The sequence below is a fragment of the Terriglobus sp. 2YAB30_2 genome (genome assembly GCF_052114765.1).
Taxonomy (GTDB): Bacteria; Acidobacteriota; Terriglobia; order Terriglobales; family Acidobacteriaceae; genus Terriglobus.
In genome coordinates this window covers 50,192-72,068 of the sequence record NZ_JBFRFJ010000007.1, presented here as the reverse complement: position 1 = coordinate 72,068, position 21,877 = coordinate 50,192, and the positions used below count along the sequence as shown (strand labels likewise).

Annotated in this window: 15 protein-coding genes and 1 pseudogene; 7 read left to right on the top strand and 9 right to left on the bottom strand. The window is 57.4% G+C overall.

The window, feature by feature from the left end:
* Nucleotide 1: 1 nt before the first annotated feature.
* Nucleotides 2–955: an aldose epimerase family protein gene (locus AB4Y89_RS12270; RefSeq protein ID WP_442301219.1), complete on the bottom strand. Its 954-nt coding sequence runs from the start codon at nucleotides 953–955 to the stop codon at nucleotides 2–4.
* A 596-nt stretch (nucleotides 956–1,551) separates the two neighbouring features.
* On the opposite strand from AB4Y89_RS12270, the gene AB4Y89_RS12265 reads away from it, so the two are divergent.
* The 5 genes from AB4Y89_RS12265 to AB4Y89_RS12245 all read left to right on the top strand — a co-directional run bounded on the left by AB4Y89_RS12265 (nucleotide 1,552) and on the right by AB4Y89_RS12245 (nucleotide 7,502).
* Nucleotides 1,552–1,968 carry a BlaI/MecI/CopY family transcriptional regulator gene (locus AB4Y89_RS12265; protein ID WP_442301218.1) on the top strand — a complete coding sequence of 139 codons (417 nt, stop codon included), beginning with the start codon at nucleotides 1,552–1,554 and terminating at the stop codon, nucleotides 1,966–1,968.
* The gene (locus tag AB4Y89_RS12260; protein ID WP_442301217.1) at nucleotides 1,965–3,272 is read left to right on the top strand and encodes a M56 family metallopeptidase; all 1,308 of its coding nucleotides are present in this window, start codon (nucleotides 1,965–1,967) and stop codon (nucleotides 3,270–3,272) included. Before AB4Y89_RS12265 ends, AB4Y89_RS12260 begins: the two co-directional genes overlap by 4 nt.
* A 30-nt stretch (nucleotides 3,273–3,302) precedes the next feature.
* On the top strand, nucleotides 3,303–4,865 hold the full coding sequence (locus AB4Y89_RS12255) for a trypsin-like peptidase domain-containing protein (protein ID WP_442301216.1): 1,563 nt from the start codon (nucleotides 3,303–3,305) through the stop codon (nucleotides 4,863–4,865).
* A gap of 250 nt (nucleotides 4,866–5,115) precedes the next feature.
* Entirely contained in the window at nucleotides 5,116–5,655 is a 540-nt protein-coding gene (locus AB4Y89_RS12250; RefSeq protein ID WP_442301215.1) for a c-type cytochrome, read from the top strand.
* 740 nt (nucleotides 5,656–6,395) lie between these two features.
* Nucleotides 6,396–7,502: an ATP-dependent DNA ligase gene (locus AB4Y89_RS12245; protein WP_442301214.1), complete on the top strand. Its 1,107-nt coding sequence runs from the start codon at nucleotides 6,396–6,398 to the stop codon at nucleotides 7,500–7,502.
* A 1-nt stretch (nucleotide 7,503) separates the two neighbouring features.
* Here the strand turns inward: AB4Y89_RS12245 and AB4Y89_RS12240 are convergent.
* A pseudogene (locus tag AB4Y89_RS12240) lies at nucleotides 7,504–8,642 on the bottom strand (DNA polymerase domain-containing protein).
* A 253-nt stretch (nucleotides 8,643–8,895) separates the two neighbouring features.
* Between AB4Y89_RS12240 and AB4Y89_RS12235 the strand changes: the two are divergent.
* Nucleotides 8,896–10,593, top strand: coding sequence for a multicopper oxidase family protein (locus AB4Y89_RS12235; RefSeq protein WP_442301213.1), 1,698 nt, complete (start codon nucleotides 8,896–8,898; stop codon nucleotides 10,591–10,593).
* Nucleotides 10,594–10,606: 13 nt separating this feature from the next.
* Here AB4Y89_RS12235 and AB4Y89_RS12230 read toward each other — a convergent pair whose 3' ends face one another.
* The 6 genes from AB4Y89_RS12230 to AB4Y89_RS12205 all read right to left on the bottom strand — a co-directional run bounded on the left by AB4Y89_RS12230 (nucleotide 10,607) and on the right by AB4Y89_RS12205 (nucleotide 17,525).
* Entirely contained in the window at nucleotides 10,607–11,899 is a 1,293-nt protein-coding gene (locus AB4Y89_RS12230) for a cation:proton antiporter (RefSeq protein ID WP_442301212.1), read from the bottom strand.
* A gap of 16 nt (nucleotides 11,900–11,915) precedes the next feature.
* Nucleotides 11,916–12,905 (bottom strand): hypothetical protein, encoded by a 990-nt coding sequence (locus AB4Y89_RS12225; protein WP_442301211.1) that lies wholly within the window; start codon nucleotides 12,903–12,905, stop codon nucleotides 11,916–11,918.
* A gap of 90 nt (nucleotides 12,906–12,995) precedes the next feature.
* Nucleotides 12,996–13,790 carry an energy transducer TonB gene (locus tag AB4Y89_RS12220; protein ID WP_442301210.1) on the bottom strand — a complete coding sequence of 265 codons (795 nt, stop codon included), beginning with the start codon at nucleotides 13,788–13,790 and terminating at the stop codon, nucleotides 12,996–12,998.
* Between the two features lie 451 nt (nucleotides 13,791–14,241).
* On the bottom strand, nucleotides 14,242–15,060 hold the full coding sequence (locus AB4Y89_RS12215) for a dolichyl-phosphate beta-glucosyltransferase (RefSeq protein WP_442301209.1): 819 nt from the start codon (nucleotides 15,058–15,060) through the stop codon (nucleotides 14,242–14,244).
* A gap of 159 nt (nucleotides 15,061–15,219) precedes the next feature.
* On the bottom strand, nucleotides 15,220–16,311 hold the full coding sequence (locus AB4Y89_RS12210) for a nucleotidyltransferase family protein (RefSeq protein WP_442301208.1): 1,092 nt from the start codon (nucleotides 16,309–16,311) through the stop codon (nucleotides 15,220–15,222).
* A gap of 62 nt (nucleotides 16,312–16,373) precedes the next feature.
* Nucleotides 16,374–17,525 carry a tetratricopeptide repeat protein gene (locus AB4Y89_RS12205; RefSeq protein ID WP_442301207.1) on the bottom strand — a complete coding sequence of 384 codons (1,152 nt, stop codon included), beginning with the start codon at nucleotides 17,523–17,525 and terminating at the stop codon, nucleotides 16,374–16,376.
* Nucleotides 17,526–17,686: 161 nt separating this feature from the next.
* On the opposite strand from AB4Y89_RS12205, the gene AB4Y89_RS12200 reads away from it, so the two are divergent.
* Nucleotides 17,687–18,538, top strand: a complete 852-nt coding sequence (locus tag AB4Y89_RS12200) for a hypothetical protein (RefSeq protein ID WP_442301206.1) — start codon at nucleotides 17,687–17,689, stop codon at nucleotides 18,536–18,538.
* 123 nt (nucleotides 18,539–18,661) lie between these two features.
* Here AB4Y89_RS12200 and AB4Y89_RS12195 read toward each other — a convergent pair whose 3' ends face one another.
* Nucleotides 18,662–21,862: an alkaline phosphatase family protein gene (locus AB4Y89_RS12195; RefSeq protein ID WP_442301205.1), complete on the bottom strand. Its 3,201-nt coding sequence runs from the start codon at nucleotides 21,860–21,862 to the stop codon at nucleotides 18,662–18,664.
* Nucleotides 21,863–21,877: the final 15 nt, after the last annotated feature.

The window sequence follows — 21,877 nt, the reverse complement described above, 5'->3', positions numbered from 1 at the left end:
CCTATCTTTCTTGGATTGATTTCCGGAATGCCTCCCACGTGATTCCTGTGGGCGTCAGATGGATTCCCAAATCCCATGCGAAATCCTCCCCGGGCGCTAGTTGGAAAGCGAGTCCTTGCTCCTGTGCCTGTTTCAAGGTGCCGCATGGAGCTGTGGTCGGTTCCAGAGCAACCGCGTATTGCTGAGGCGCCGATCCACCGGGCCATCCTCCGTAACAGAACCAGAGACCGAGATACGGCATCGCGAGCGGGGAGAACGAAAGGATCAGCCCTTGCTTCCCTTCCGATCGGTACAGGCCGCAGCGGCCTGTGCTCAATGTATCGGTGTAGAGCATCTCTGCTTCTCCTGTTTCTGCAGGAAGAACGGTGTCGATTCCGTTGCCGGGCCAAGTGACCTGATCGCCGGGCTGTCCCATTCTTCCTGCGCGGGAGTAGGTCAACTGCAACGTTTTCGCCTCAGGCGGCAGCACGATCCGGTCGCCAGGCTCGATCGCAAAGAGAGGATGGCAGGCGTACAGGAACGAAGTATCACTCTGGCCGACGTTCTGAACACGATAGTGAATGGAGAGGCCGCTCACCTGCAGCGAGATCGCCTTCTGGAATGACAGAGGGCGGCTGAACCCATTCGCCGCGAGAGCGACATGGTCTGCCGATTGTGCGGTCACCTTCCAGCGGAGCTGCCAGAAATCGCCGTGGTCGGGAACGGGGCCACCTGCGGTTGTGTCGTCACAAATACCTACCGTCGGAAGACACTCTTCGATTCCTGCACAAGCGCCATGCTGGAATTGTGCATCGTAGCCTGGCTTCAGGCGGAGATTCTCATTCGTTGACTGCGTAAGGAACTCAATCCCGCTGCTCTGCGAAACCAGAGATCTGATGCGGCCACCCTCTTCCGGTGCGATACTCACCGAAAGCGAGCTGTTTGTCAGGGCAATTGTTTTGCGATGGAGACCCACGCCGTCAAGTATCCTTCACAGGCGGGAGTGAATCCAATTACCTTTGGATTACTTCTAAATTGCCGATCAACAATCAACACAGCAAAACATACCCAATCGTCGGCTATTCTTAAGATATGGACATTGACTGGATCATTTGCGAAATCGATACAGAATTAGAACGGCTTCGCCATATCCGCGATTTCGTCGAGAATTTGTCCAATACGCTTGACGTAGAACCCAAGACAGCTCGTAAGACATCCTCGAAGAAACGGACCTCCCCTCGGAGTGAACCGCCGGTGATCGTACTGCCTCCAAAAGAAAAGCGGACCTATACTCCCCGGCGCAAGTCCCCCGTCGAGTCACCTCGAGCTTTGGCTTCGGCGATCCCCGATCGCCCGGTCTTCGTCTCAAAACCGTCTCCTGTCTCCGCTCCGAGCGTAAAGATTGAGACCCCTCCGATAGATACGAAGGAACTGGAAGCGGCCGTCAGGCGCAGCCTGTTCGGCCAAACGGCTTAGTCAGAAGCACTTTTGGCTCTCCGATGCCGGCGGCCTGAGAATTTTCTCCCGGTGCTAACTAAAACATTAGTTGCCCGTCCATCTCTCTGAGACGCTATGCCGCCACGCCGCTCCAATACGCTCACCGAGGCCGAACTCCGGCTGATGCGCCTGCTGTGGCGGCTAGGCGAATGCTCCGTTCAGGATCTTGTCTCGGCCATGCCTGCCGATGGGCGGCTGGCCTACAACTCCGTCCTGACGACGATTCGCATCCTCGAATCCAAGGGTTACGTCGAGCACCGTCAAGACGGCCGTGCCTTCCTCTATACAGCGGTGGTCGCCGAACACGATGCCCAGCAGAGCGAAGTGCGCCATGTGATCGGCCGCTTCTTCGAAAACAGCCGCGAAAAGCTGATGCTTGCGGTGCTGGGAGACGGCCAGGTCAGCGCGGAAGAATTGGCCCGGCTCAAGCAGGCCATTGCAGAAGCCGAAGCTGCGGCATGCTCCCCAGAGCAGGAGGAGCCCGGCCAATGACTGCGTCTCTCCTGAAACTGTCGTCGCTACTCGCCACGACCTGGGCAGCCAGCCTGTGGGAAGGCGCCGCCTTCTCCCTCATCGGCTTTGCGCTGTTGCGGCTGATGCCCCGTGCCTCCTCGGCCCTTCGCCATACACTGCTGCTGGCCCTTTTTCTGCTCAGCGCAATACTTCCGTGGCTTCCCTTTCACCACGGTGCAGTGGATGGTGCAGCACCCCATATATTCACGCTCTCCCAGTGGCTGGCGGCCGCAATCGCCGCCGTCTGGCTGGCGGCCACGGCGATTCGCGCCGCCCTACTGGTCATCGCCTGGAAACATCTCCGCGACGTTCGCCGCTCTGCACACCCACTCGCTCTTGACCTCCCGTTCACGACGCACCGCCGTCCAGTCGTATGCACTTCCTCGACGGTCGAGTCGCCGCTCATCGTTGGTTTCTTTCGCCCGGTGCTTCTTCTGCCCGAGTGGCTTGCGCCTCAACTCAGCGATAGCGAACTTCGCCAGATCGTGGTGCATGAATGCGAGCACCTGCGTCGCGGTGATGATTGGACCAATCTGCTGCTGCAGCTCGGCCTGATGTTGTTCCCGTTGAATCCAGCGCTCACATGGCTGAACCGCCACATCGGCGTGCAGCGCGAACTCTCCTGCGATGCCGCCGTCGTTGCGGCAACCGCACAGCCGCTGGCCTACGCCGCGTCATTGACTCGTATTGCGGAACAACACCTTGAGCGCAGCTCACTGCGCCTGGCGCTAGCTGCATGGGGACGCCGCTCCGAACTTACCCAACGTGTTCATGCCCTGCTGAGGCAGTCAAAGAACTGGACGTCGCGGCAGTCCGCGGTTGCCTCTATTGCCAGCTCAGTTCTGCTGCTCGCCATAGCTGCCGGTTTCTCCCGTGCTCCGCAGCTTGTTGCCGTCGCGGCGCCCGTATCGGAAGTGGCCGCTGCAAGCTTGCCCGCGGTCTCAACGTTGCCGAGTGCGGCGCTGGTTCGGTTTGTTCCCGCGTCATTTACAACAGACGCGCCGGAACCAGCCCCTCATAAACCCAGCCGCGAGCACACTCCTTTAAAACAAACCGTCGCACCAGAGCCGGGCAGCAATAACCCCCAAGTCAAGCGCGCTGAGAGACAGCGCGTGGAACGTGCTCCCAGATTCCTCCGCACCGGCGCGGCAAACGACACAACACCTTTGCAGAACTTTGACGGCAGCATCAGCACGCCTGAGCGTGTTGCTCCGGCTGTCGTCCTGACACCCGCGTGGCTCGCCGTGCCTGTATCGGACGGCTGGCTCGTCATTCAACTCTAGTCACACTCAACACAGGAGAAGACTCAAATCATGTCCGCAAAAACTAATTCATTAGTTACCAGCAAACTGACGCGCCGCATTATCCTGCCTGGCATCCTCGCCCTTGGAGCCTCCGGCGCCGTACTCATGGTTCACAAGCATGAGGTGCAAGCTGCGGCAGTCACCGCCTCTGCGCTCGATGACAACAGCGTCCCCTCCCTGATTGCGCTCGACCGCGACATGGAAACTCTCGCGGCTCGCGTAACCCCGGCCGTCGTCAACGTGGCTGTCACCAGCAAAGGCGGCGATGACGAAGATGTGCAGACGCACACACAGGGGGAGCTTGATCCCAACGATCTTCCACCACAGTTCCGTCAGTTCTTCGGTTTCGGAGGCCCCGGCGGCCACCGTACACCACAGCAGGAGCCGCTTCGTCACGGTGTCGGTTCCGGCGTCATCATCTCGTCTGATGGTTACATCGTGACCAATCATCACGTCGTCGATGGCGCTACACAGATCAAGGTAACGCTCCATGATCGCCGTGTGCTCACCGGCAAGGTCATCGGCTCCGACAAGCTGACGGACATTGCCGTCATCAAGGTCGATGCGCATGATTTGCCCGCGATCACCTGGGGCGACTCTGCAAAGCTGCAACCGGGTCAGAGCGTGCTCGCCTTTGGCAGCCCCTTCGGCGTGCTGCAGTTCAGCGTCACGCGCGGCATTGTCAGCGCTGTCAATCGCCCGGCTCCGTTCTCCAGCGATGCACGTACGCCTGGCGGCCTGATCCAGACGGATGCTGCCGTAAACCCTGGCAACAGCGGCGGCCCACTGGTCAACGCGCACGGTGAGCTTGTTGGCATCAACCAGATGATCGCAACCAACAGCGGATCGTTCGCGGGCGCCAGCTTTGCGATTCCGGCAAACACAGCCAAAGCCATCTCTGACCAGATCATCCACACCGGCGCCGTGCATCACGCATACCTTGGCATTGGAATGAACGATGTCACGCCTGAGAACGCGCAGTTCTTCAATCTGAATGATGCTCGCGGTGCGGTCGTCTCTCAGGTCACAGCCGGATCTCCTGCCGCATCGGCCGGTCTGAAGAATGGCGACGTCATCCATACGCTCAACGGACATCCCATCGCGAATGGAGGCGACCTGCAGTTACAGGTTGCACAGATGACTCCTGGAACGAAGGTCGCTCTCGGCATTCTGCGCAACGGTAGCGAGCAGACGATCAACGTCACACTGGGCGAGTACAAGAAGAACGCCGAGATGGCCTCTGAGAATGGCGACAACAAAGGACAAGCGAGCGGAAACAACGGCAAGCTCGGCATTGCGCTCGGCGAACTGACACCGGATCTGCGTCAGCAGCTCAATATCCCATCTGAGGTAAAGGGTGCGGCCATCGAGCAGGTTCGTCCTGGCAGTCCTGCTGAAGATGCGGGCCTTCAGCCCGGAGATGTAGTGCTCGAAGTCAATCGCAAGCCTGTTGCATCGGCTGACCAAGCGGCAAGCAGCCTTCGCGGAACTCCAGACGGCAAGAACGTTCTGCTCCTGGTCTGGTCAAACGGTGGAGCAAGTTATCGAGTCGTCACGCCAAGCCGCGGCTGAGACAGCACGAGAACAATAACCGCCAAGAGGCTCCCCTTTCGTGGGAGCCTCTTGTGTTTCCTATGGCGACATAGCCTGATCTCAAGAATTTTGTCACTTCTTCGTCTTCACAATGCCATTTCTCGGCATACCTCAGTTCGAGAGGGCGCTCTAGGTATCAAATTTTTAAGACACCTAAGGTACAGGCGAGATCGCTGAGAGTGACGATCTCGATGACCAGCTCAAAACCGATTGGAGGTACATATTCACGATGAAGCGCGCACATACCGCACTCCTCTTCCTGATCCTCGGTATTGTTCTTGTTCCGGCAGCCGGATGGCTCTATCTGCACTTCGGCCGTCCTCCTGTCGCAGTAGCCGATCCAATGCTGCCCGGCGAGGAGCAGATCGCGCGTTCCGCGCTACTTGCCCGCGTCGATGAGGAGCGTCCCAGGAACAATCCCGTCCCCATCAACGAAGCCACGCTGCACGAGGGCGCATCCATCTACATGAGTGAATGCGCATTTTGCCACGGGGTTCCCGCGATCGAGTCGCAGGTCGGAGTTAACACGTTTCCGAAGACACCGCAATTCTTTCGCCATCACGCCACGGGCAACCGGCCGCCGGATTCAGCCAACCGGGCGGCGGCGTATCACTGGTTTGTAGAGAACGGAGTCCGGCTGACCGCCATGCCCTCATTCAAGCACGTTCTGACCGACCGGGAGCAGTGGGAGGTAGCCAATCTGCTGGCGGTGAGTGAGACGCCCCTGCCGGAGAGCGTAAAGAAAGTCCTGGCCGGATCTACGGATTAGAGGACGAGGCACAGACCATTCTTCAAAGGAAGTATCGTAGATCCTCTATCACTGGAAGCTAGACCAGATTCCAGAGATCAACAGCATGAGAAGAATCGAAAGCCAGGTTGTCTGGCGGCTATCAGTTACATTGGTCTGCATTTCAATCTCCCCTCTGTGAGACATGCTGTATATCGGAACTAAGATGAAAGAGTTTAACGCGGTTCTGGGCGTCCGCAACAAAAACTATTGAACGTTGAGAACCAAATTGGCACTGCCACGAGCGTTAGAGCATTTTTCCTGGGTATCCCCGGGAGCGGCGTGCAGCGGCGTTTCCATTGCGGAAAACGCCCATAGATGCACAAGCCCTGCAATACACCTACAGGAAAAATGCGATACGGCTGCATCGAGCAGCACGTGTCCTCCTTTCGGGCATTCCTGCGGGCATCGATACTGACGGTTAACAAACCGGGCGTGTAGTCTCTTCCGAAGAGTTCCATTGAGCGCGAGCCTGTTGTCCGGGGAAGTTCCGCTTGAATCAGGCATTCCCGTGAATGCGCGCGAATGCCGACTCCGAAGGCACGCAAAGACATCCTGCACAATGGTGAGTCCGTCACGAGTGTGAGCTTGCCCGCCTACGGAGTTGCCGTACTCAGCAGCAGATAGCGGTCCCGGCCAAGGGCCGCCTTCGTTCGCACAGGAACGTCGTTCTCGTCTGAAGCATCCTACGGTGCATGGAAGACGGCGGGAGGAGGCTCAACGTGAAGGATGAACGTAAACTCGATCTTCCCGTCGATCCGCCAGTCCTCCCCATGCTTGCCAAGCGCGTCGATCAGCTACCCATGGGTTCTGAGTGGATCTACGAGCCGAAGTGGGATGGATTTCGTGCACTGGTCTTTCGCAATGGGAAAGAACTCCTGCTTCAAAGCCGGGATACAAAGCCGTTGAACCGATACTTCCCGGAGCTCGTCGATGCCCTCCTGGAGCAGCTCCCGGAGAAGTGTGTCCTCGATGGCGAGATTGTGATCTCGCGAAACGGAGCCCTCGACTTCGATGCACTGCAGCTTCGCATTCATCCAGCGGCATCACGAGTCAAGCTGCTTAGCCAGCAGACACCCGCCTCAATCGTGTTTTTTGATCTGCTGGCCGAAGACAATCACGATTGGAGAGGAACGGCATTTCATCAACGACGGGCTAAGCTGCAATCGTTGTTGTCCAAGGCGAAGCCACCGATTCATCTCACACCGGCAACAGACGATTTGCACCTAGCGCGTGACTGGTTCCAGCGTTTCGAGGGCGCCGGCTTCGATGGCGTCATCGCCAAAGCAAAGGACAGCACCTACCAGTCCGACAAGCGGACCATGTTTAAGGTGAAACATGAACGCGACTGCGATTGCGTTGTTGCCGGGTTTCGCTGGTATCGCAAAGGCGATCGTCCTGCTGTCGGTTCCCTGCTGCTGGGTCTCTATGACAATTCCGGCTTACTACAACATGTCGGAGTTTGCGGGAGCTTTCCTCTCGAAAAAAGATATGAGCTCGTCGAGTTCCTGAAGCCCTATCAGAAAGATGCTCTCGCGAATCATCCCTGGAAAGGGCGGTTGGACGACGTGACGGAAGATAGCGAGGGCGCACATCGCCGGCCCGGAGGCCAGAGCCGCTGGAGCCAGGGCAAAGATCTTTCCTGGGAGCCTCTCCGACTGGAGCTTGTGGCTGAAGTGGCCTATGAGCATATGCAGAGCGGCCGCTTTCGTCATATGGCGCAGTTTCGCCGCTGGCGTTTTGATAAGAAGCCGGAGGGGTGCACGTACGAACAACTTGAGGTCGTGCCACCGGAAGAGTTGAAGGCAATCTTTTCAGAGAATCAATGAATCAGCTCTTTGCCGCCTGCCGCCGCGATCTGCCGGCCTTGCGAGTCGGGTCGTCATCCGGATCTGGCGTCTCCTGAACCGGTCGCATCGCTTCAGGCACATGACGGAGATTCACCCGAACCCTTGTCCATGTAGACGAGCGCCCGCGCATTGAATCAACGAGTATGTCATCCGGCTCCAGGTGGCTGGCTGCTTCTGCATGCCTGGTCTTCCATCGGTCGAGCCCAGCCAGGGCAGCATCTTTGTCGGGTGAATTGGCAACGATTACAAGCGGCATTTTCACCCGCGGCTTCTTGGCGCGGGAGGGCGCTACACGAGTTCCTTCTCCTTCCGTTTTGTGGAAATGAGGTGGCCAGGGTGCGTCACCCAGACCTGCGGCATCGTCTCGCGCAGCCATCTCTAAAAGCTTTTCCAGAGATCCGGGATGAACATCCATATCGGCGTGCGCATCTCCTCGGGCAGCAAACAGGCTGGGCACGGTCAACACGGTGAAGTCGGCAGGATTACACTCCCGTACTTCATTCCATGAGAGAGGCATCGATACGCGGGCATCCGGAAGTGGACGGACAGAATAGGCCGACGCCGTCGTACGGTCCTTTGCATTCTGGTTGTAGTCGAGAAAGACTCCGTGGCGTTCTTCTTTCCACCATTTCGATGTGGCCAGGGACGGCGCGCGCCGTTCGATCTCGCGAGACAATGCCAGGGCGGCGCGCCGCACCTCCTCGAATGTCCATCTCGGCTCAATCCGAACGTTGACGTGCATGCCTCGGGAACCACTTGTCTTCGGCCATCCACGAAGGCCGAGTTCCTCAAGGAACGCATGGACTTCGAGAGCGACGTTACGAACATCTTCCCATCCCACCCCGGGACCGGGATCGAGATCGATTCGCAGCTCATCGGGACGATCCAGATCGATTCCCGTATCGCATGGGGATGCAGTTCGATACAGCCAAGGTTCACCACCCAGATCAGTCCGGCGGTCTGATTGACGACAAGCTCTTCGGCAGTTCTTCCGGATGGGAATGAAAGTGTGACCGTCTGCAACCACGAGGGATGATCGGCTGGAGCCCGTTTCTGGTAGAAAGCCGGCGCTTCAGCACCATTCACAAAGCGCTTCAATACGAGCGGACGATCTCGAATTCCGGCAAGAGCACCAGGCGCAACGGAAAGGTAATAGCGGACAAGATCAAGCTTGCTAAGGCGGGTCTCCTTCGAGAAATAGAGCTTCTCACCTAGACGGTATAGTCATCTTTTGGCCATCTAGAGCATTTTCCCTGTTGCTGGGTAGCCCGGAAGAGGCGTACAGCGGCGTTTCCATTGCGGAAAACGCCCATCGATGCGGAAGCCCTACACTACACCTACAGGGAAAATGCTCGAACCGTTTTGAGGAGACATGGGGAAGAGACACAGACGTGAGTTCCTGAAGCTATGGGCAGCATCGATGCCTGCGCTTTTTCTGAAACACGAGGCGCACGCCCAGAAAAAAGAACCGAGCTCTCCGAAGACTGGCTACCGGACACCCGCGACCCTTGAACGATACATCGACCCTTTGCCGAGGCTGTCGCAACTGTCGCCCTACGGAAGCACGAGAGGGAAAGACCTGTATCGCATCCGGATGACGGAGTTCGCCCGTCCGTTGCATTCACAGCTTCCTCCGGCACGCCTGTGGGGCTACGAAGGACAGTATCCCGGGCCGGTTATTGATGCGCGACGCAACAAGCCAATTGCAGTGCAATGGGAAAACAGACTTCCAACGCAGCATATCCTGCCGATCGATCCCCACATCCATGGAGCCATGCCTCCAACTCCCGAGGTCAGAACTGTGCCTCACCTCCATGGAGCAAACGTACCATCGTCGAGCGATGGCCTTCCGGAGAAATGGTTCACACCGGGGCACTCTGCGCGGTACGAGTACCCCAATCGACAGCGTGCTGCGACGTTGTGGTATCACGACCATGCCATCGGCATCACGCGGCTGAATGTGTATGCCGGCCTGTCGAGCTTCTACCTGTTGCGGGATGACGAAGAGCTGAGCATGCACTTGCCCTACGGCGAATACGAGATTCCTCTCGTGCTGCAGGACCGTTCGCTGGACGAACACGGTCAGCTTCTCTATGCCCCCACGCTGGACGATGCCGTTCCGCTGCCAAAGGGAGTCTGGGGGCCGATGTTTTTCGGAGAGCTTCCGGTGGTCAATGGGGCAATCTATCCATATGTGGAAGTCCGGCCCCAGCTTTACAGAATTCGCCTGCTGAACTCGTCCAATTCTCGCGTGCTGAACCTGTACCTGAATCTGGCGAAGAGTCCAACCGATATCCCACACCTGATCAGATTTCATCAGATTGGTTCAGATGGTGGGCTTATGCCGCAGCCTGTTGCTCTCGAAAAGCTGGAGCTGGCGCCTGGAGAACGGGCAGATCTCATCGTCGATTTCTCGTCCCTCGCGGGAAAGACGGTGACACTCAGCAACGACGCTCCTGCTCCGTATCCAGGGTGGAATGTGCTGAACGCCACCTGGCCCATTCTGCTGGAATTCATGCAGTTCCGCGTCAGCCTTCCTGCTGAACCGTCACGCTCGTTCAGCCTTCCGCAGGACATAGCTTTTACAAAGCTGGATGAAGGAGAAGCCATACGCACGCGTGACTTCATCCTCACGGAGGAGATGGACGCACAAGGCCGATCGACAGGCCTCCGTATCAATGGACAGGGCTATCACGATCCTGTTACCGAGACCGTAACGCTAGGGACGCTGGAAAAGTGGCGGTTCATCAATACCAGCGATGATGCACATCCCATGCATCTGCACCTGGTTCAGTTTCAGATCTTGCACCGGCAAGGCTTCAATCTAGGCACCTACCGCATGAACGGCAAGATCGAACCGGTCGGCTCGCCGAGGCAGCCACGCGCGAACGAACAGGGATGGAAAGACACCGCCACTGTAAATCCTGGCGATATCCTGACTATCCTTGCACGCTTTGAAGGCTATACCGGAAAATACGTCTTTCACTGCCACATGCTGGAGCATGAAGACAACGACATGATGCGGCCATTCGTTGTTGTCGCTCCCGGCCAGGACGGGAAAACGTCATGAGCGGCTGCTATTCTCAGGTCTCCGATGTAGACACGAGAGATACTTCCGCTGGCTCGGCAGACGGCTTCGGCGCCAGTAGCGGCCAGCCCTTATGGACGACGATATCCAGCCATACACCCGCAATCTGAGATGTAACGACAGCGGCCACAACTAACGTCGTATAGAACTGCGCGCTGATGATGCCGGCATCGAGGGCAACACTGGCGAGGACGATTCCCGGCCCTCCGCGCGCATTCGTGGTGATAGCGAGGTTGACGAGGTCCAGTCCACGGAACCCGGCGAAGCGCCCGGCCAAAGAAACGGACAATACCTTCACCGCTGATGTTCCCACGATAAAGGCAATCAGCATCCAGAAGGATATTCCTCGAATCAGGTCCAGCCGTAAGCCAACGATCGCAAAGTAAACCGGGATGAAGAAGGCAAAGGAGACCTTGCCGATGGCTTCCAGCGCATCCGCGAAGAGCCGACGCTTTTTGTGGACGACCGCAAAACCCGCGAGAAACGCAGCGAAGACCATGCTGATATGCAGAACTCCGGCGACGACACAGTAAGCCAGTAATACGGCAACGGCATAGCCGGTCGGAGAGGACTTTGCCACTACGTTGAAGCTGGCTTTGTTAAATCGCTTGACCAGCCGCGGCACCAGGGTGAGTCCAAGGATAAAGAAGGCTACCGTCACGATCAGGTGATACGACAGCCCCCGAATGTCCAAGGCAGCCTTCCCTGCTGCGGCAGTGGCAACCGCCAGCGCCAGCCACAGAACGATGTCTTCGAGCACGGCCACGCCCAGCACCAAACGCGCAAAACGCGTGTGCAGTATCTTCAGGTCGGCAAAGATCTTCGAGACAACCGGCACTGAAGTAACGGCGACGCCGACAGCCAGGATGATGGTGATCGAGATTCGATTACCGTTCGGACCGAGCAACGACGGCTTGATGACCCAGGGAGCAAAGAATAGTCCCAACAGGAATGGGAGGCCCGTACCGACAATCGTCAGCCAACCGACCTCGCGCCGCTCTTCGTGAGTAAAGAGCTGCTGGGTCTCCGCTCCGGCAAGAAACATGAGTAAGAGCAGGCCAAGCCAATAGACGAAATCCAGCACACTGCCTTGATGTTTTGCGCTGTCGATGAAGTGCGCGACAGCAGGAATGCGGCCGGCCACCGCATTTCCCAGGATGACGCCGGCGAGGATCTCACCAACTGCTTTAGGCTGCCGTAGTTTGACAAAGACCCATCCCAGCAACTGGGCCAGTCCCGCCAATAGCAAAAGAAGAAACAGAACCTGGGTCAGTTCAGAATTACTCATTGCCTGCAAGGTCTCATCAGTGAATCTCGTTCATGGCTGCTACGGTCGTGACCGCCGGCCGATTCGGAGCCTCCGAAAAGACCCACATCCCGCGAAAATTTTCACGCAGCGTAGGATGTAGTTTCAAGAATGCACTCATGGCGTCGCGGTTTCGCTTTTGCGCGACAGCCGGATCCGTGATGGACGGATCCATCTGCATATGAATGGCGATATCCAACTTATCTGCGTGAAGGCCATTGTCCGGAGCGACAGAGAAGAAGCGGAACGCCGTACCGTCAGCACCGTTGACAACCAGGGGTGTATCCGGACCGATTCCATTGGCAATCTCCGGAGGCAGAGCGCTCGCTGACTCGGAGCGAAGGCTTTCCAGATGAGTACTGGATACAAACACGGCGGGCTGAAGTAGCTGTTTGGCCTGCTGGTAGTAGATATAGGCTACCCAAAGCTCTTTACTGGCCGCCATCGTTCGCCCCTGGCGCCAGTACCATAAGCCATCATGACCGGCCGCCGAGCTCTCCTTCGGGAATAACCCTGCGAGCTTCCAGGGGCTACCTGCGCCATCCTGCCGCAACAACATGGAGAGAGTCCAAGGAGAAGACCCTACAAAATCCACCATCGCAAACGCGTAACGCCCCGGCGGCAATCCAGGAATACTGAAATCGGCCTCAGCATTACGACCGTTGAGTGTGCAGAAGAATTCGGCATTCGGAAAAGTGCCATCCGCATTGCGCGCGCTACCGCTCGCATCGAGCATATACACCTGCTCCACTTCAGCGTTCTTCCCTGCAAGCTTCGGAGACGCGGTAGTGATCGCACTGGCGATGCCGCTGAAGTTCGCCGCGAACTCCGGGATAGTCGCAGCTTGCACGCCAGGCCGGTCGTTTGCCTGAACCTTCCGGGCCAGAGCTAATGAGGCATCCGCCAGAGCGTTCCTTTCGGCCGGCTGCATCTTTGATTGTGTCGTGCACGTCTCCGCGGGAACCTGATAAGGAAGAGTCAGCAACATTCCCGTGCAGAATGTTAACCAAAAGCTTCGCTTATTCGAACACTTCATAATGCCGTCCTTCTTACTAAAACCGTTCCAAATACGTAGGCCCTAACTCAAAATCTGGAAGTTCACTTCTACGTTCATCTCAACTGTGACAGGGTGTCCATCCTTCATGGCCGGCTTGAACTTGTACTGACGAACAGCTTCCAAAGCCTTTTCATCCAACCCCATCCCCAAGCCGCGGACAAGGCGAACATGCATGGGGCGCCCATCGGGGCTTACCTGCAGATAGACAATGACTTTTCCGGTGACTTTCGCCTGCCTGGCTTCTTCCGTGAATCCTGGCGCCGGTGCAGAGATTACCTGCGGCTCTGAGACACCGCCACCAACTTTGAAGACGCCGCCGCCGAAATTACCGCCTGAACCCGATCCCAGACCATTTCCGAAACCCGCACCCAATCCGGCACCTGCCCCGTTCCCTGCCGATACCACGACTGATGGGGCACTCGATATTCCCAGGTTGGGCACATCGGCCTTGGCCATCTTCAGATCTGCCTGAACATTGATCGTTGGCTGGACCGCCATCGTAATCTTAGGAGCCGCTGTCGGCTGTACCGCCGGCATGATGGTCGGCTTCGGCTCGAACTTCGGCGGATTGCCACGCGAGACCGGAATTGGAGTGTGTTGCCCTCCACCACCACTCATCGCTACCGCCTTCGGGGGTGCGATAGGTAGTACCGGAGGAGGCGGTAGAGGGTCGACCAAGGTGACATGAGTCGTCACCGGCCTTGGAGTCACAACAGCAACGATCTTCCGGCTGCCGAACCAGATGAGAGCCACAAGTACGAAGCAGTTGATCGCAATGGCAAGGCCAGTCGCCCGAGGATCTCGTTTCACTGCCATACGATCGGGCAGAACAATGGGCCTCGATGTTGTGTACAAGGGAGGCGCCTTCGGTGGGGCTATAGCATCGTGCAGGCTCTCCATGAGAGAAGCAAGCACACTCTTTTCGGTAACCTGGGACAGATCGCCACTCAAGAGCTTGTAGTCTTGAGAATTTTTCGCTTGGGGTTGCGTTCGATCAAAGGCAGGTAACGTTTGCGAGATTCCCATGATAGTTGCATCCTCAGTTCTTCTGCTATCGCAGGATGTCGTTCGGGTAATTGGATGCAATGAAGAGGAGGAGTGTTTCCTGTTGGGTTCGAGTACAGCATTTGCATTTCTCATGAGTGCTCCAGATCCTTACAGCCATAGATACAGTCATCGAGCTGAGGTGCGACCGGATAAAGAAGAACGCCCCTCGCGCATGCCGAGTAGCCATACGTGAGAGGCGATAGGTAGTGACTCATATTCGTTATTGGGCAATTGCAGGTTGTTTCGATCTCTCGATAGGACGAGAAGGCTCAGTCACCAGGTTGCTGGTATCTCTCATCGCCGCGATCGCCTGGCTATAGCGGCCCGCAGCCGCATTGAATCGTATGATCGCCATCTCTTCCAGCATCTTGGCGCCATCCCTGAGATAGCTGATACGGCTACGATCATCATGTCCCCACGTAACGGGAACCTCCGCAATGCGGTAGCCAAGCTTACTGGCGATAAACAGCAGCTCCGGATCGAATCCCCAGCGCTCGATTGTCTGCAGGCGGAAGATCACCTGTGCCGCATCACGCTTGAATGCCTTGAACCCGCACTGCGTGTCCTTGAAGGAGAGGCCAGTCATGACTCTCGTAACGAAGTTGAAGCAACGGCCGAATATCTGGCGATATAGCGGCTGCTGTACAGTCTGTCGAGATCGCTCAAGCCAGCGCGATCCAATGGCTACATCGGCGCCCGCATCCAGTGCAGCCATCAACCTCTCCGCCTCGATCATCGGTGCAGAGAGATCTGCATCGGTAAACAAGACGACGTCGCCCGCCGCCTGTAGAACGCCATTGCGGACGGAGTATCCTTTGCCACGGTTTCTGAGATTTTTGATCAGATGCAAACGCGGATAGCGATCCATCCACGCTTCAACAATCGAAGCCGTACGATCCGTGGAACCGTCGTCCACCACCAGCAACTCCGCGTCCCATTGACGAGCTTCAATGCATTTCAGGATGAGATTCAGTGTGTTGCCGATCCGGTGAGCTTCGTTGTAGGCGGGAATTACTATGCTGAGATACGGATGGGACATAGAGCCCAACTCCAGACAGGGAAATTAGCGTTCCATAAAGATGACCTGTGCGGCCCACATAACTTTCCTGTTTACCCTAGACCACACATGTCCCAAATACATGTGCAATATATGTTGCTACAAACCCGCACAAGGTTGTGCAGGCCGAACCGGAAGAGTTCACCAGATTCCCTTGTCACTACCGGTAATCTTGTGTCCGATTGCCGCAGCCGTTGCAAGCCACGGCAAAAGCCCCAGGCGGGCGCCGCTGCTGATTTCGCCCTTCCTGAACGTATCCAGCAACTGCAGTCTGTAGAGCTCCGCCGACTGAGGGACGATGGGTACGCGGAGAAAACTCTTCCCGCAGTACATGACCTTTCCATCAAAGCGGGCGGCATCTCGTACAAACGCAGGCAGTACAAGATGGGAGCCGATGTACTTCCAGACGTAATCCGAGACCAGTACGAGGTAGGTTGCAACCCCCTCCCAGATTCCGCTTTGTTGCGCGGAACGTCTCAGGTCCTCATAGTCCAGCGCGCCGGAGACTACCAGCCCTGCAGAGTCCACGATGTCGCACAGACGGAAGTAGAAGTGGCGATACATGCGCTGCAAAGTTGAAATCATGATCCGGTCTGAAGGCGACGGTACACGAAACCTTTTCCCATCAAACTCCACCGCTCGTGACCGCGCTGGAATATTCTCTGCCAGTGTCAGATGTTCCCCCGTCTGTCCAAGGCGGCACATGTGGATTTCGACGGCCTCCGGCAGTCCGGGAATCTCGAAGTTCCACTTCCCTGCCAGGCGATCTCCCCAGCTGCGCGACGCGATGGTTGCCTCGAACTGTTGTTGCATCAGGGCCAGCACGACATCGGGAGCCGCGTTCGTATACAAATCCATATCGCTTCCAAAGTCAGGCCAGTGATCCAGGGTCTTAATGACGGTTACGTCAAGACCGGCTTCAGAAAACGCGGCACAGATGGCCTGTAGATAAGCCGTAGCATGTGCGATGCGGGCACGCTCAGCCGCGATGACCTCATCGGCACGCCGAACCTGTTCAAGATCGTTCGCCTGGAGCATCAAACTCCGATACGCCTCCATTCCGCGGACGACCACGTGGTTGGCATGCGCCAGCGACACCAGCTCATCGAGTTGAGCCGTGCTCATCTGCAGACGGGGGATGAGAGAAGACAGACTCGCCGTTGGCGATAGGACCAGTCGAGAGAGTATGTCCATGGTGTCACTTGCGTTACCGGGCAGACGAGAGTTAGGCATTCCTGGGAGCATCCTTTGATTGATCGTGTAATTGATCGTGGGCTGCGTGTAGAGAGGGCAGCTTAGCGAGGCAACGGCGCGCTGGAAGGCGCCGGTTCTGGATTATCCGGTTGAGACGGCGGCGGTTCCGGGCTGCCGTCACGCCGTATGAGTTCGACGGGTTCACTGGGGCTAGCGGGAGAGGGATTTCGGGACTTCAATGCCTGATAGACATCCTGCCGGCTTTGGAGCGCTACTTCGGCGAGGCGGTGGCCTTCAGCCTCTGAACGACTAGCCATGCCAACGGCCTCCCCCGCATCCTTCGCAGCGCGGGCTCGCGTGTAATAAGCGACAGCCGTCTCCAGATCGCCGTCCCGCTCCGCCAGATAGCCAATATTGTTGAGAGTGAACGCGCTGGAGGGGTCCGCGGCATAGGCCTGCTCGAAATTGCTGCGGGCGGTAGCCCAATCCTCTTTATTGAGCGCCGACACTCCTCGTACCGTGAACATGTGAGCACGGATCTGATGGATGTCCATATCCGCCATACGTGCACGAAGCTTCTCGGCAGACTCAGCAGCGAGCGTACCGATGGGCTTTCCCCGCGATGACTTATCGAGAGCTACCACCACCTTTTGCGTCGAGTGGGTTCTCGCTGCCGCGTCATAGTACTTGAGGGCGTCTTCCAGATCTCCCGTCGCCTGTTCGGCAATGCCAAGATTGTTCAGCGTGAACGGATTGTTCGGGTCCAGAGAAAGGGTCTGCTTCAGCACGGCCTCCGCATCGAAAGCCCGATTCTGCTGCAGCAACTGCATCGCGTAGATATTGATGCGATTGATTCTCATCGGCATGTTCTTGATCGTGCCGAGAGCGTCCATCATGGGTTTGCCCTTAAGGTCTTTCTCACTGCTGCGATCGATTACGGCCTCGCATCCTTGCTCTACCGCAAGCCGGTAATACTCGGCCGCGCGATCGACCTGGCCCTGGAGCTCGGACACATAACCCAGGTTGTTCAGCGTAAAAGGATCGGAGGGGTCATAGAGATAGGCTTTGTAAAACAGTGCCTCTGCCTTCTCATACTTATGTTTTACGACGTGATCCACGCCCTCGCGATTGAGCCGCTGCACCGGAGTTAATTCGGCGCGCCGCGGAATCGTAATGCGAATGTACTGCTGCGCTGCGAGAAACGGCGAGGCGAGAACACCAGCAAGCACAACCCAAAAATGTTTGCGATTCATAGGATGATCCATTGCTTCGGAGAGTTGACACACTTCCGCAACTTCGCCAGTTAGATTCACGGCCAAGACATAGGGTTTCCTGCATAAGTGAGTATGTAACTCAGGGCGTTGCCCGTACCATACCCAGACCACCTGGCTGCCCGCCAAAGCATCTCACCGTCATGCGTGTTTCGTGCCTTGGTCTGCTGGCCTTCTGTGCAACTGCCGCTTCCGGTCAAGCTCTTCCTGAAGGGTTGCTTCCGCCGTCTGAGACGGTGTCGAGGACGACCTTACCCTCGGCGCCGCCAGGGCGCAGCACGGTCATGGGCGGGCAAATCGAAAATGTCGACCTTATCCGCGACCAGTTTGCCCTGAAGGTGCCCGGCAGTGGGGGCAGTCACACGGTCAAAATCCTTTTCGACGAGCGGACGCAGCTCTATCAGAACGGACAGAAGATTTCGGTACTGCACCTGGGTCCCGCGGACCACGCATCGATCGAGACGAGACTGGACGGAACCTCCATCTTTGCCGTCCGTATTCATGTCCTTTCCAATACGCCCCAAGGGCAGCTACGGGGTCAGGTCGTCGGTTTCAATGCCGGCACGGGTGAATTGAAGATACGCGGCACAAATATCGATAGCACGGTGACAATCACCGTACCCGCTGGGACGCCGGTCGCCCGAACCGGCCAGGCTGCGTTTTCCAGAACAAGCCCGGGCCTGGCCGATCTGATCCCCGACGCAATCGTCGATGTCGCCTTTCGACCCGGGAACAACGGTATGGGGCAAGCTAATCGAATTGATGTGCTTGCGGTTCCGGGTGCAGAGTTCGTCTTCCGCGGTGAGCTTCTATCTGTAGACCTTCGGGCCGGAAGAATGTCTATCGCGACAACCTCAGATCATCCGCCAATGGATATCGCATTCGACCCTTCCCGCTTCGAAATAACCCGGCAGCTGCATCAAGGGGGATTGGTAAAAGTCACGACACGCTTTGACGGAACTCGTTACAACGCGACAGACATCCTGACTCAGTAAAAAAGTAGGCCTTAACGCATTCCTGTTTGCGGTTGCGATCTTTCCTTTCTATTGAAATCCTTAGTCCAAAACTCAGAGAGGGAGCCGGTCCGGCTCCCTCTCTGAGTTTGCGCTTAGTGAGAACTACGGTCCAAAGTTCGTCGGTGTGCACGGATCGTATCCGAGTGAAGCTGGCGACACAGGAGTTGGCGGTGTCGGGGGTGCGGCCCAGGGAGCGCCGGTAAAGTCGAAGAAATCGGTCAAATCCGGCTGAGCTTTATCGCGTTCCGTGAGGTGCTCTGAGGCGCCGAGGAAACGGCTCTGCACGAACTTCAGGATGGCCGTGTGATCCATCGGAATATGAGAGACATAGTGTTTCCGGACGTATGGAGAGATGACCATATTGGGTACCCGGAAGCCTAGTTGCGCTTTGAACCCGTTAACAGCCGGTGCGTCGCTGGGGTTCGCGCCGGGTTGCGATGACCGCAGATCGCAATGCAGAGTAGGCGTTCCCCCAGGTGGCAGGCAGGGGTAATACGTGTCTGGGTCTACGGAGATGGAGTTGATGTCCGGAATGTTCCCAACCGAGATGCTGCCGACCATCGGGTCCGTATTGTCATTCGAATGTCCCGGAACCGGAGGCACATGATCATACGGGCCGCCGCCTTCATCGTAGGCCAGGAAGAAGACGGAGTTCATCCAGGAGGAGCTCGTCATCAGGGAATTTACGACCTTCGCCACCTGCTGCTGTCCGGCGAGAATTGACTGCCCTGAACCAGGATGCTCGTCGTTTACCCCGTACCCGGATTCGATGAACGCGAAACTTGGCAATGTTCCGTTTGCCAGGTCCGTGTAGTAGGAGGACAGGGGCGCGATGTGTGTCGGGTCGATGCAGAACGAGTTCGACGAGTCACCCACGACGCTCGATGGCTGGGTCGGAGCAGCGCAAGTACCCGGATTCGAGTGGAGGTAGGTATAGGAGTCCGCAAGCTGCGAGAAGTTTGTTGCCGGGTATACGGCGGATGCTCCGCGGCTCTGGCAGTCGTCAGAATCGAGACACCCCCCCTGAGTCACGGTGTAGTAGAGCTTCCAGGAGACATTGGCAGCAGTCAACTTGGCGAAGATGGTGGGAATCTGCAATTGTGGCAGCCCGTCATCGTTGCCGGGATCCAGAGCCAGCCCCTGGGTCGTGCCTCCGGTCAAGGTGGCGATGCGATTCGGAATGCTCTTACTGGATACCGGCGAGAACCAGCGATCGGAAAGAGCAAACTGAGACGCCATGTAGTAGTAGTAATTCAGGAAGCCCTGATCGTAATACCCCATGGCACGACGCCCCGTGAAGTCGGTGAAGGTTCCCGCACATCCTTTGCCAGCGGCCTGGCAATTCTTCGCATAGTTTTCGTTGGTATGCACGAAACCATCCATCAGGATGGACCTGCCAGTCGTGAAATCGTATCGGCTGACATCGCCATAGCTTTCCAGCCATGAGGATGTCTCGTCTTCGACACAGCTACTGGTCAGTTTGAACAACGAGTAGGCTGTTCCCTCATCGCTCTTATTGCTTATCTTGGCTAGTTTGTCGTCGATGCCGTCGACGTCATAAGTTTTGCCATCGTCACCGACATTCAAGTTGTTCGTCAGGCGATACGGGTTCAACATACCGAAGTACTGGTCGAAGCTGTGGTTCTCCTGCAGCATAAAGATGACATGGCGGATGGATTGCAAATCCGCTGTCACCGTTACCTTCGCAGTAGCAGTTGCATTGCCTCCGCTTGCACCAGTGGCTGTCGCGGTGTAGGTCGTAGTTGCAGTTGGCGTCACATTCTGGGTTCCACCAGTAGCCGACAGCGTATAGCTGCTGCCGTCTGTCCCCGTAATCACTACCTTCGTCGAGTTCGTCGCAGTCGCGGTGAGGGTCGAAGATCCACCGGGTGAGATGGAAGTCGGATTGGCGCTCAGGGTGACCGTTGCCGGGTTGGCCGTCACTGTCACCGTCGCAGTGGCGGTAGCAGTACCGCCGTTGGTGCCCGTAGCGGTGGCCGTATAGGTTGTGGTTGCGGACGGTGTCACAGTCTGAGTTCCGCCCGTCGCCGACAGCGTATAGCTGCTGCCATCTGTCCCTGTAATCACCACCTTCGTCGAATTCGTCGCAGTCGCGGTGAGGACTGAAGATCCACCGGGTGAGATCGAAGTCGGATTGGCACTCAGGGTGACTGTCGCGGGATTGGCCGTCACTGTCACCGTCGCGGTGGCAGTTGCTGTGCCGCCGGTAGCGCCTGTGGCGGTCGCCGTATAGGTAGTCGTCGCAGAGGGCGTCACGCTCTGGGTCCCGCCCGTCGCCGGCAACGTGTAGCGACTGCCATCCGTTCCTGTGATGAAAACCTGCGTCGCATTCGTCGCGGTCGCTGTGAGCATCGAGGATCCACCGGGGGAGATGGAAGCCGGATTGGCACTCAGGGTGACTGTCGCCGCGTTGGCCGTCACTGTCACCGTCGCGGTGGCTGTTGCCGTGCCGACGGTAGCGCCTGTGGCGGTCGCCGTATAGGTGGTCGTCGCAGAGGGCGTCACGCTCTGGGTCCCGCCCGTCGCCGGTAACGTGTAGCGGCTGCCATCCGTTCCTGTGATAACAACCTGCGTCGCGTTCGTCGCGGTCGCTGTGAGCATCGAGGATCCACCGGGTGAGATGGAAGTCGGATTGGCACTCAGGGTGACTGTCGCCGCGTTGGCCGTCACTGTCACCGTCGCGGTGGCTGTTGCTGTGCCGCCGGTAGCGCCTGTGGCGGTCGCCGTATAGGTAGTTGTCGCAGAAGGCGTCACGCTCTGGGTCCCGCCTGTTGCTGAAAGCGTATAGCGGCTGCCGTCTGTTCCTGTGATGACAACCTGGGTTGCGTTCGTCGCGGTCGCGGTAAGTATCGAAGATCCGCCAGACGAGACCGAGGTAGGATTAGCACCCAGGGTGACTGTGGGCGGGTTGGCCGCTCCACCTACCGTTACGGTCGCGGTAGCGGTAGCGCTTGCCCCTCCGAGCCCCGTAGCGGTAGCTGTATATGTGGTTGTTGCAGATGGAGATACGCTCTGGGTCCCGCCCAGGGGCGACAGCGTATAGCTACTACCGTCACTTCCTGTGACGGAGATATGCGTAGCGTTCGTTGCGGTTACGGTCAGGACGGCCGAACCTTCAGAAGAGATCGAAGTAGGATTGGCATTCAAGGTGACCAGGACAATCGGGTTACCTGACATGCCGGAACCGCATCCGCTCAATATCAATAGCAGGAACAGGAAAACAATCCACTTCGCCTTTACTAAGGCACGCCAGTTGAGGACAGCACCACATGACTCGAGCACTGTATTTCTCCTATC

Bases quoted from the DNA above. Each gene is read 5' to 3' on its own strand.
- AB4Y89_RS12265 (WP_442301218.1), top strand. From the start codon at position 1,552: ATGCCGCCACGCCGCTCCAATACGCTCACCGAGGCCGAACTCCGGCTG.
- AB4Y89_RS12260 (WP_442301217.1), top strand. From the start codon at position 1,965: ATGACTGCGTCTCTCCTGAAACTGTCGTCGCTACTCGCCACGACCTGG.
- AB4Y89_RS12255 (WP_442301216.1), top strand. From the start codon at position 3,303: ATGTCCGCAAAAACTAATTCATTAGTTACCAGCAAACTGACGCGCCGC.
- AB4Y89_RS12250 (WP_442301215.1), top strand. From the start codon at position 5,116: ATGAAGCGCGCACATACCGCACTCCTCTTCCTGATCCTCGGTATTGTT.
- AB4Y89_RS12235 (WP_442301213.1), top strand. From the start codon at position 8,896: ATGGGGAAGAGACACAGACGTGAGTTCCTGAAGCTATGGGCAGCATCG.
- AB4Y89_RS12230 (WP_442301212.1), bottom strand. From the start codon at position 11,899: ATGAGTAATTCTGAACTGACCCAGGTTCTGTTTCTTCTTTTGCTATTG.
- AB4Y89_RS12225 (WP_442301211.1), bottom strand. From the start codon at position 12,905: ATGTTGCTGACTCTTCCTTATCAGGTTCCCGCGGAGACGTGCACGACA.
- AB4Y89_RS12220 (WP_442301210.1), bottom strand. From the start codon at position 13,790: ATGGCAGTGAAACGAGATCCTCGGGCGACTGGCCTTGCCATTGCGATC.
- AB4Y89_RS12215 (WP_442301209.1), bottom strand. From the start codon at position 15,060: ATGTCCCATCCGTATCTCAGCATAGTAATTCCCGCCTACAACGAAGCT.
- AB4Y89_RS12210 (WP_442301208.1), bottom strand. From the start codon at position 16,311: ATGCCTAACTCTCGTCTGCCCGGTAACGCAAGTGACACCATGGACATA.
- AB4Y89_RS12205 (WP_442301207.1), bottom strand. From the start codon at position 17,525: ATGAATCGCAAACATTTTTGGGTTGTGCTTGCTGGTGTTCTCGCCTCG.
- AB4Y89_RS12200 (WP_442301206.1), top strand. From the start codon at position 17,687: ATGCGTGTTTCGTGCCTTGGTCTGCTGGCCTTCTGTGCAACTGCCGCT.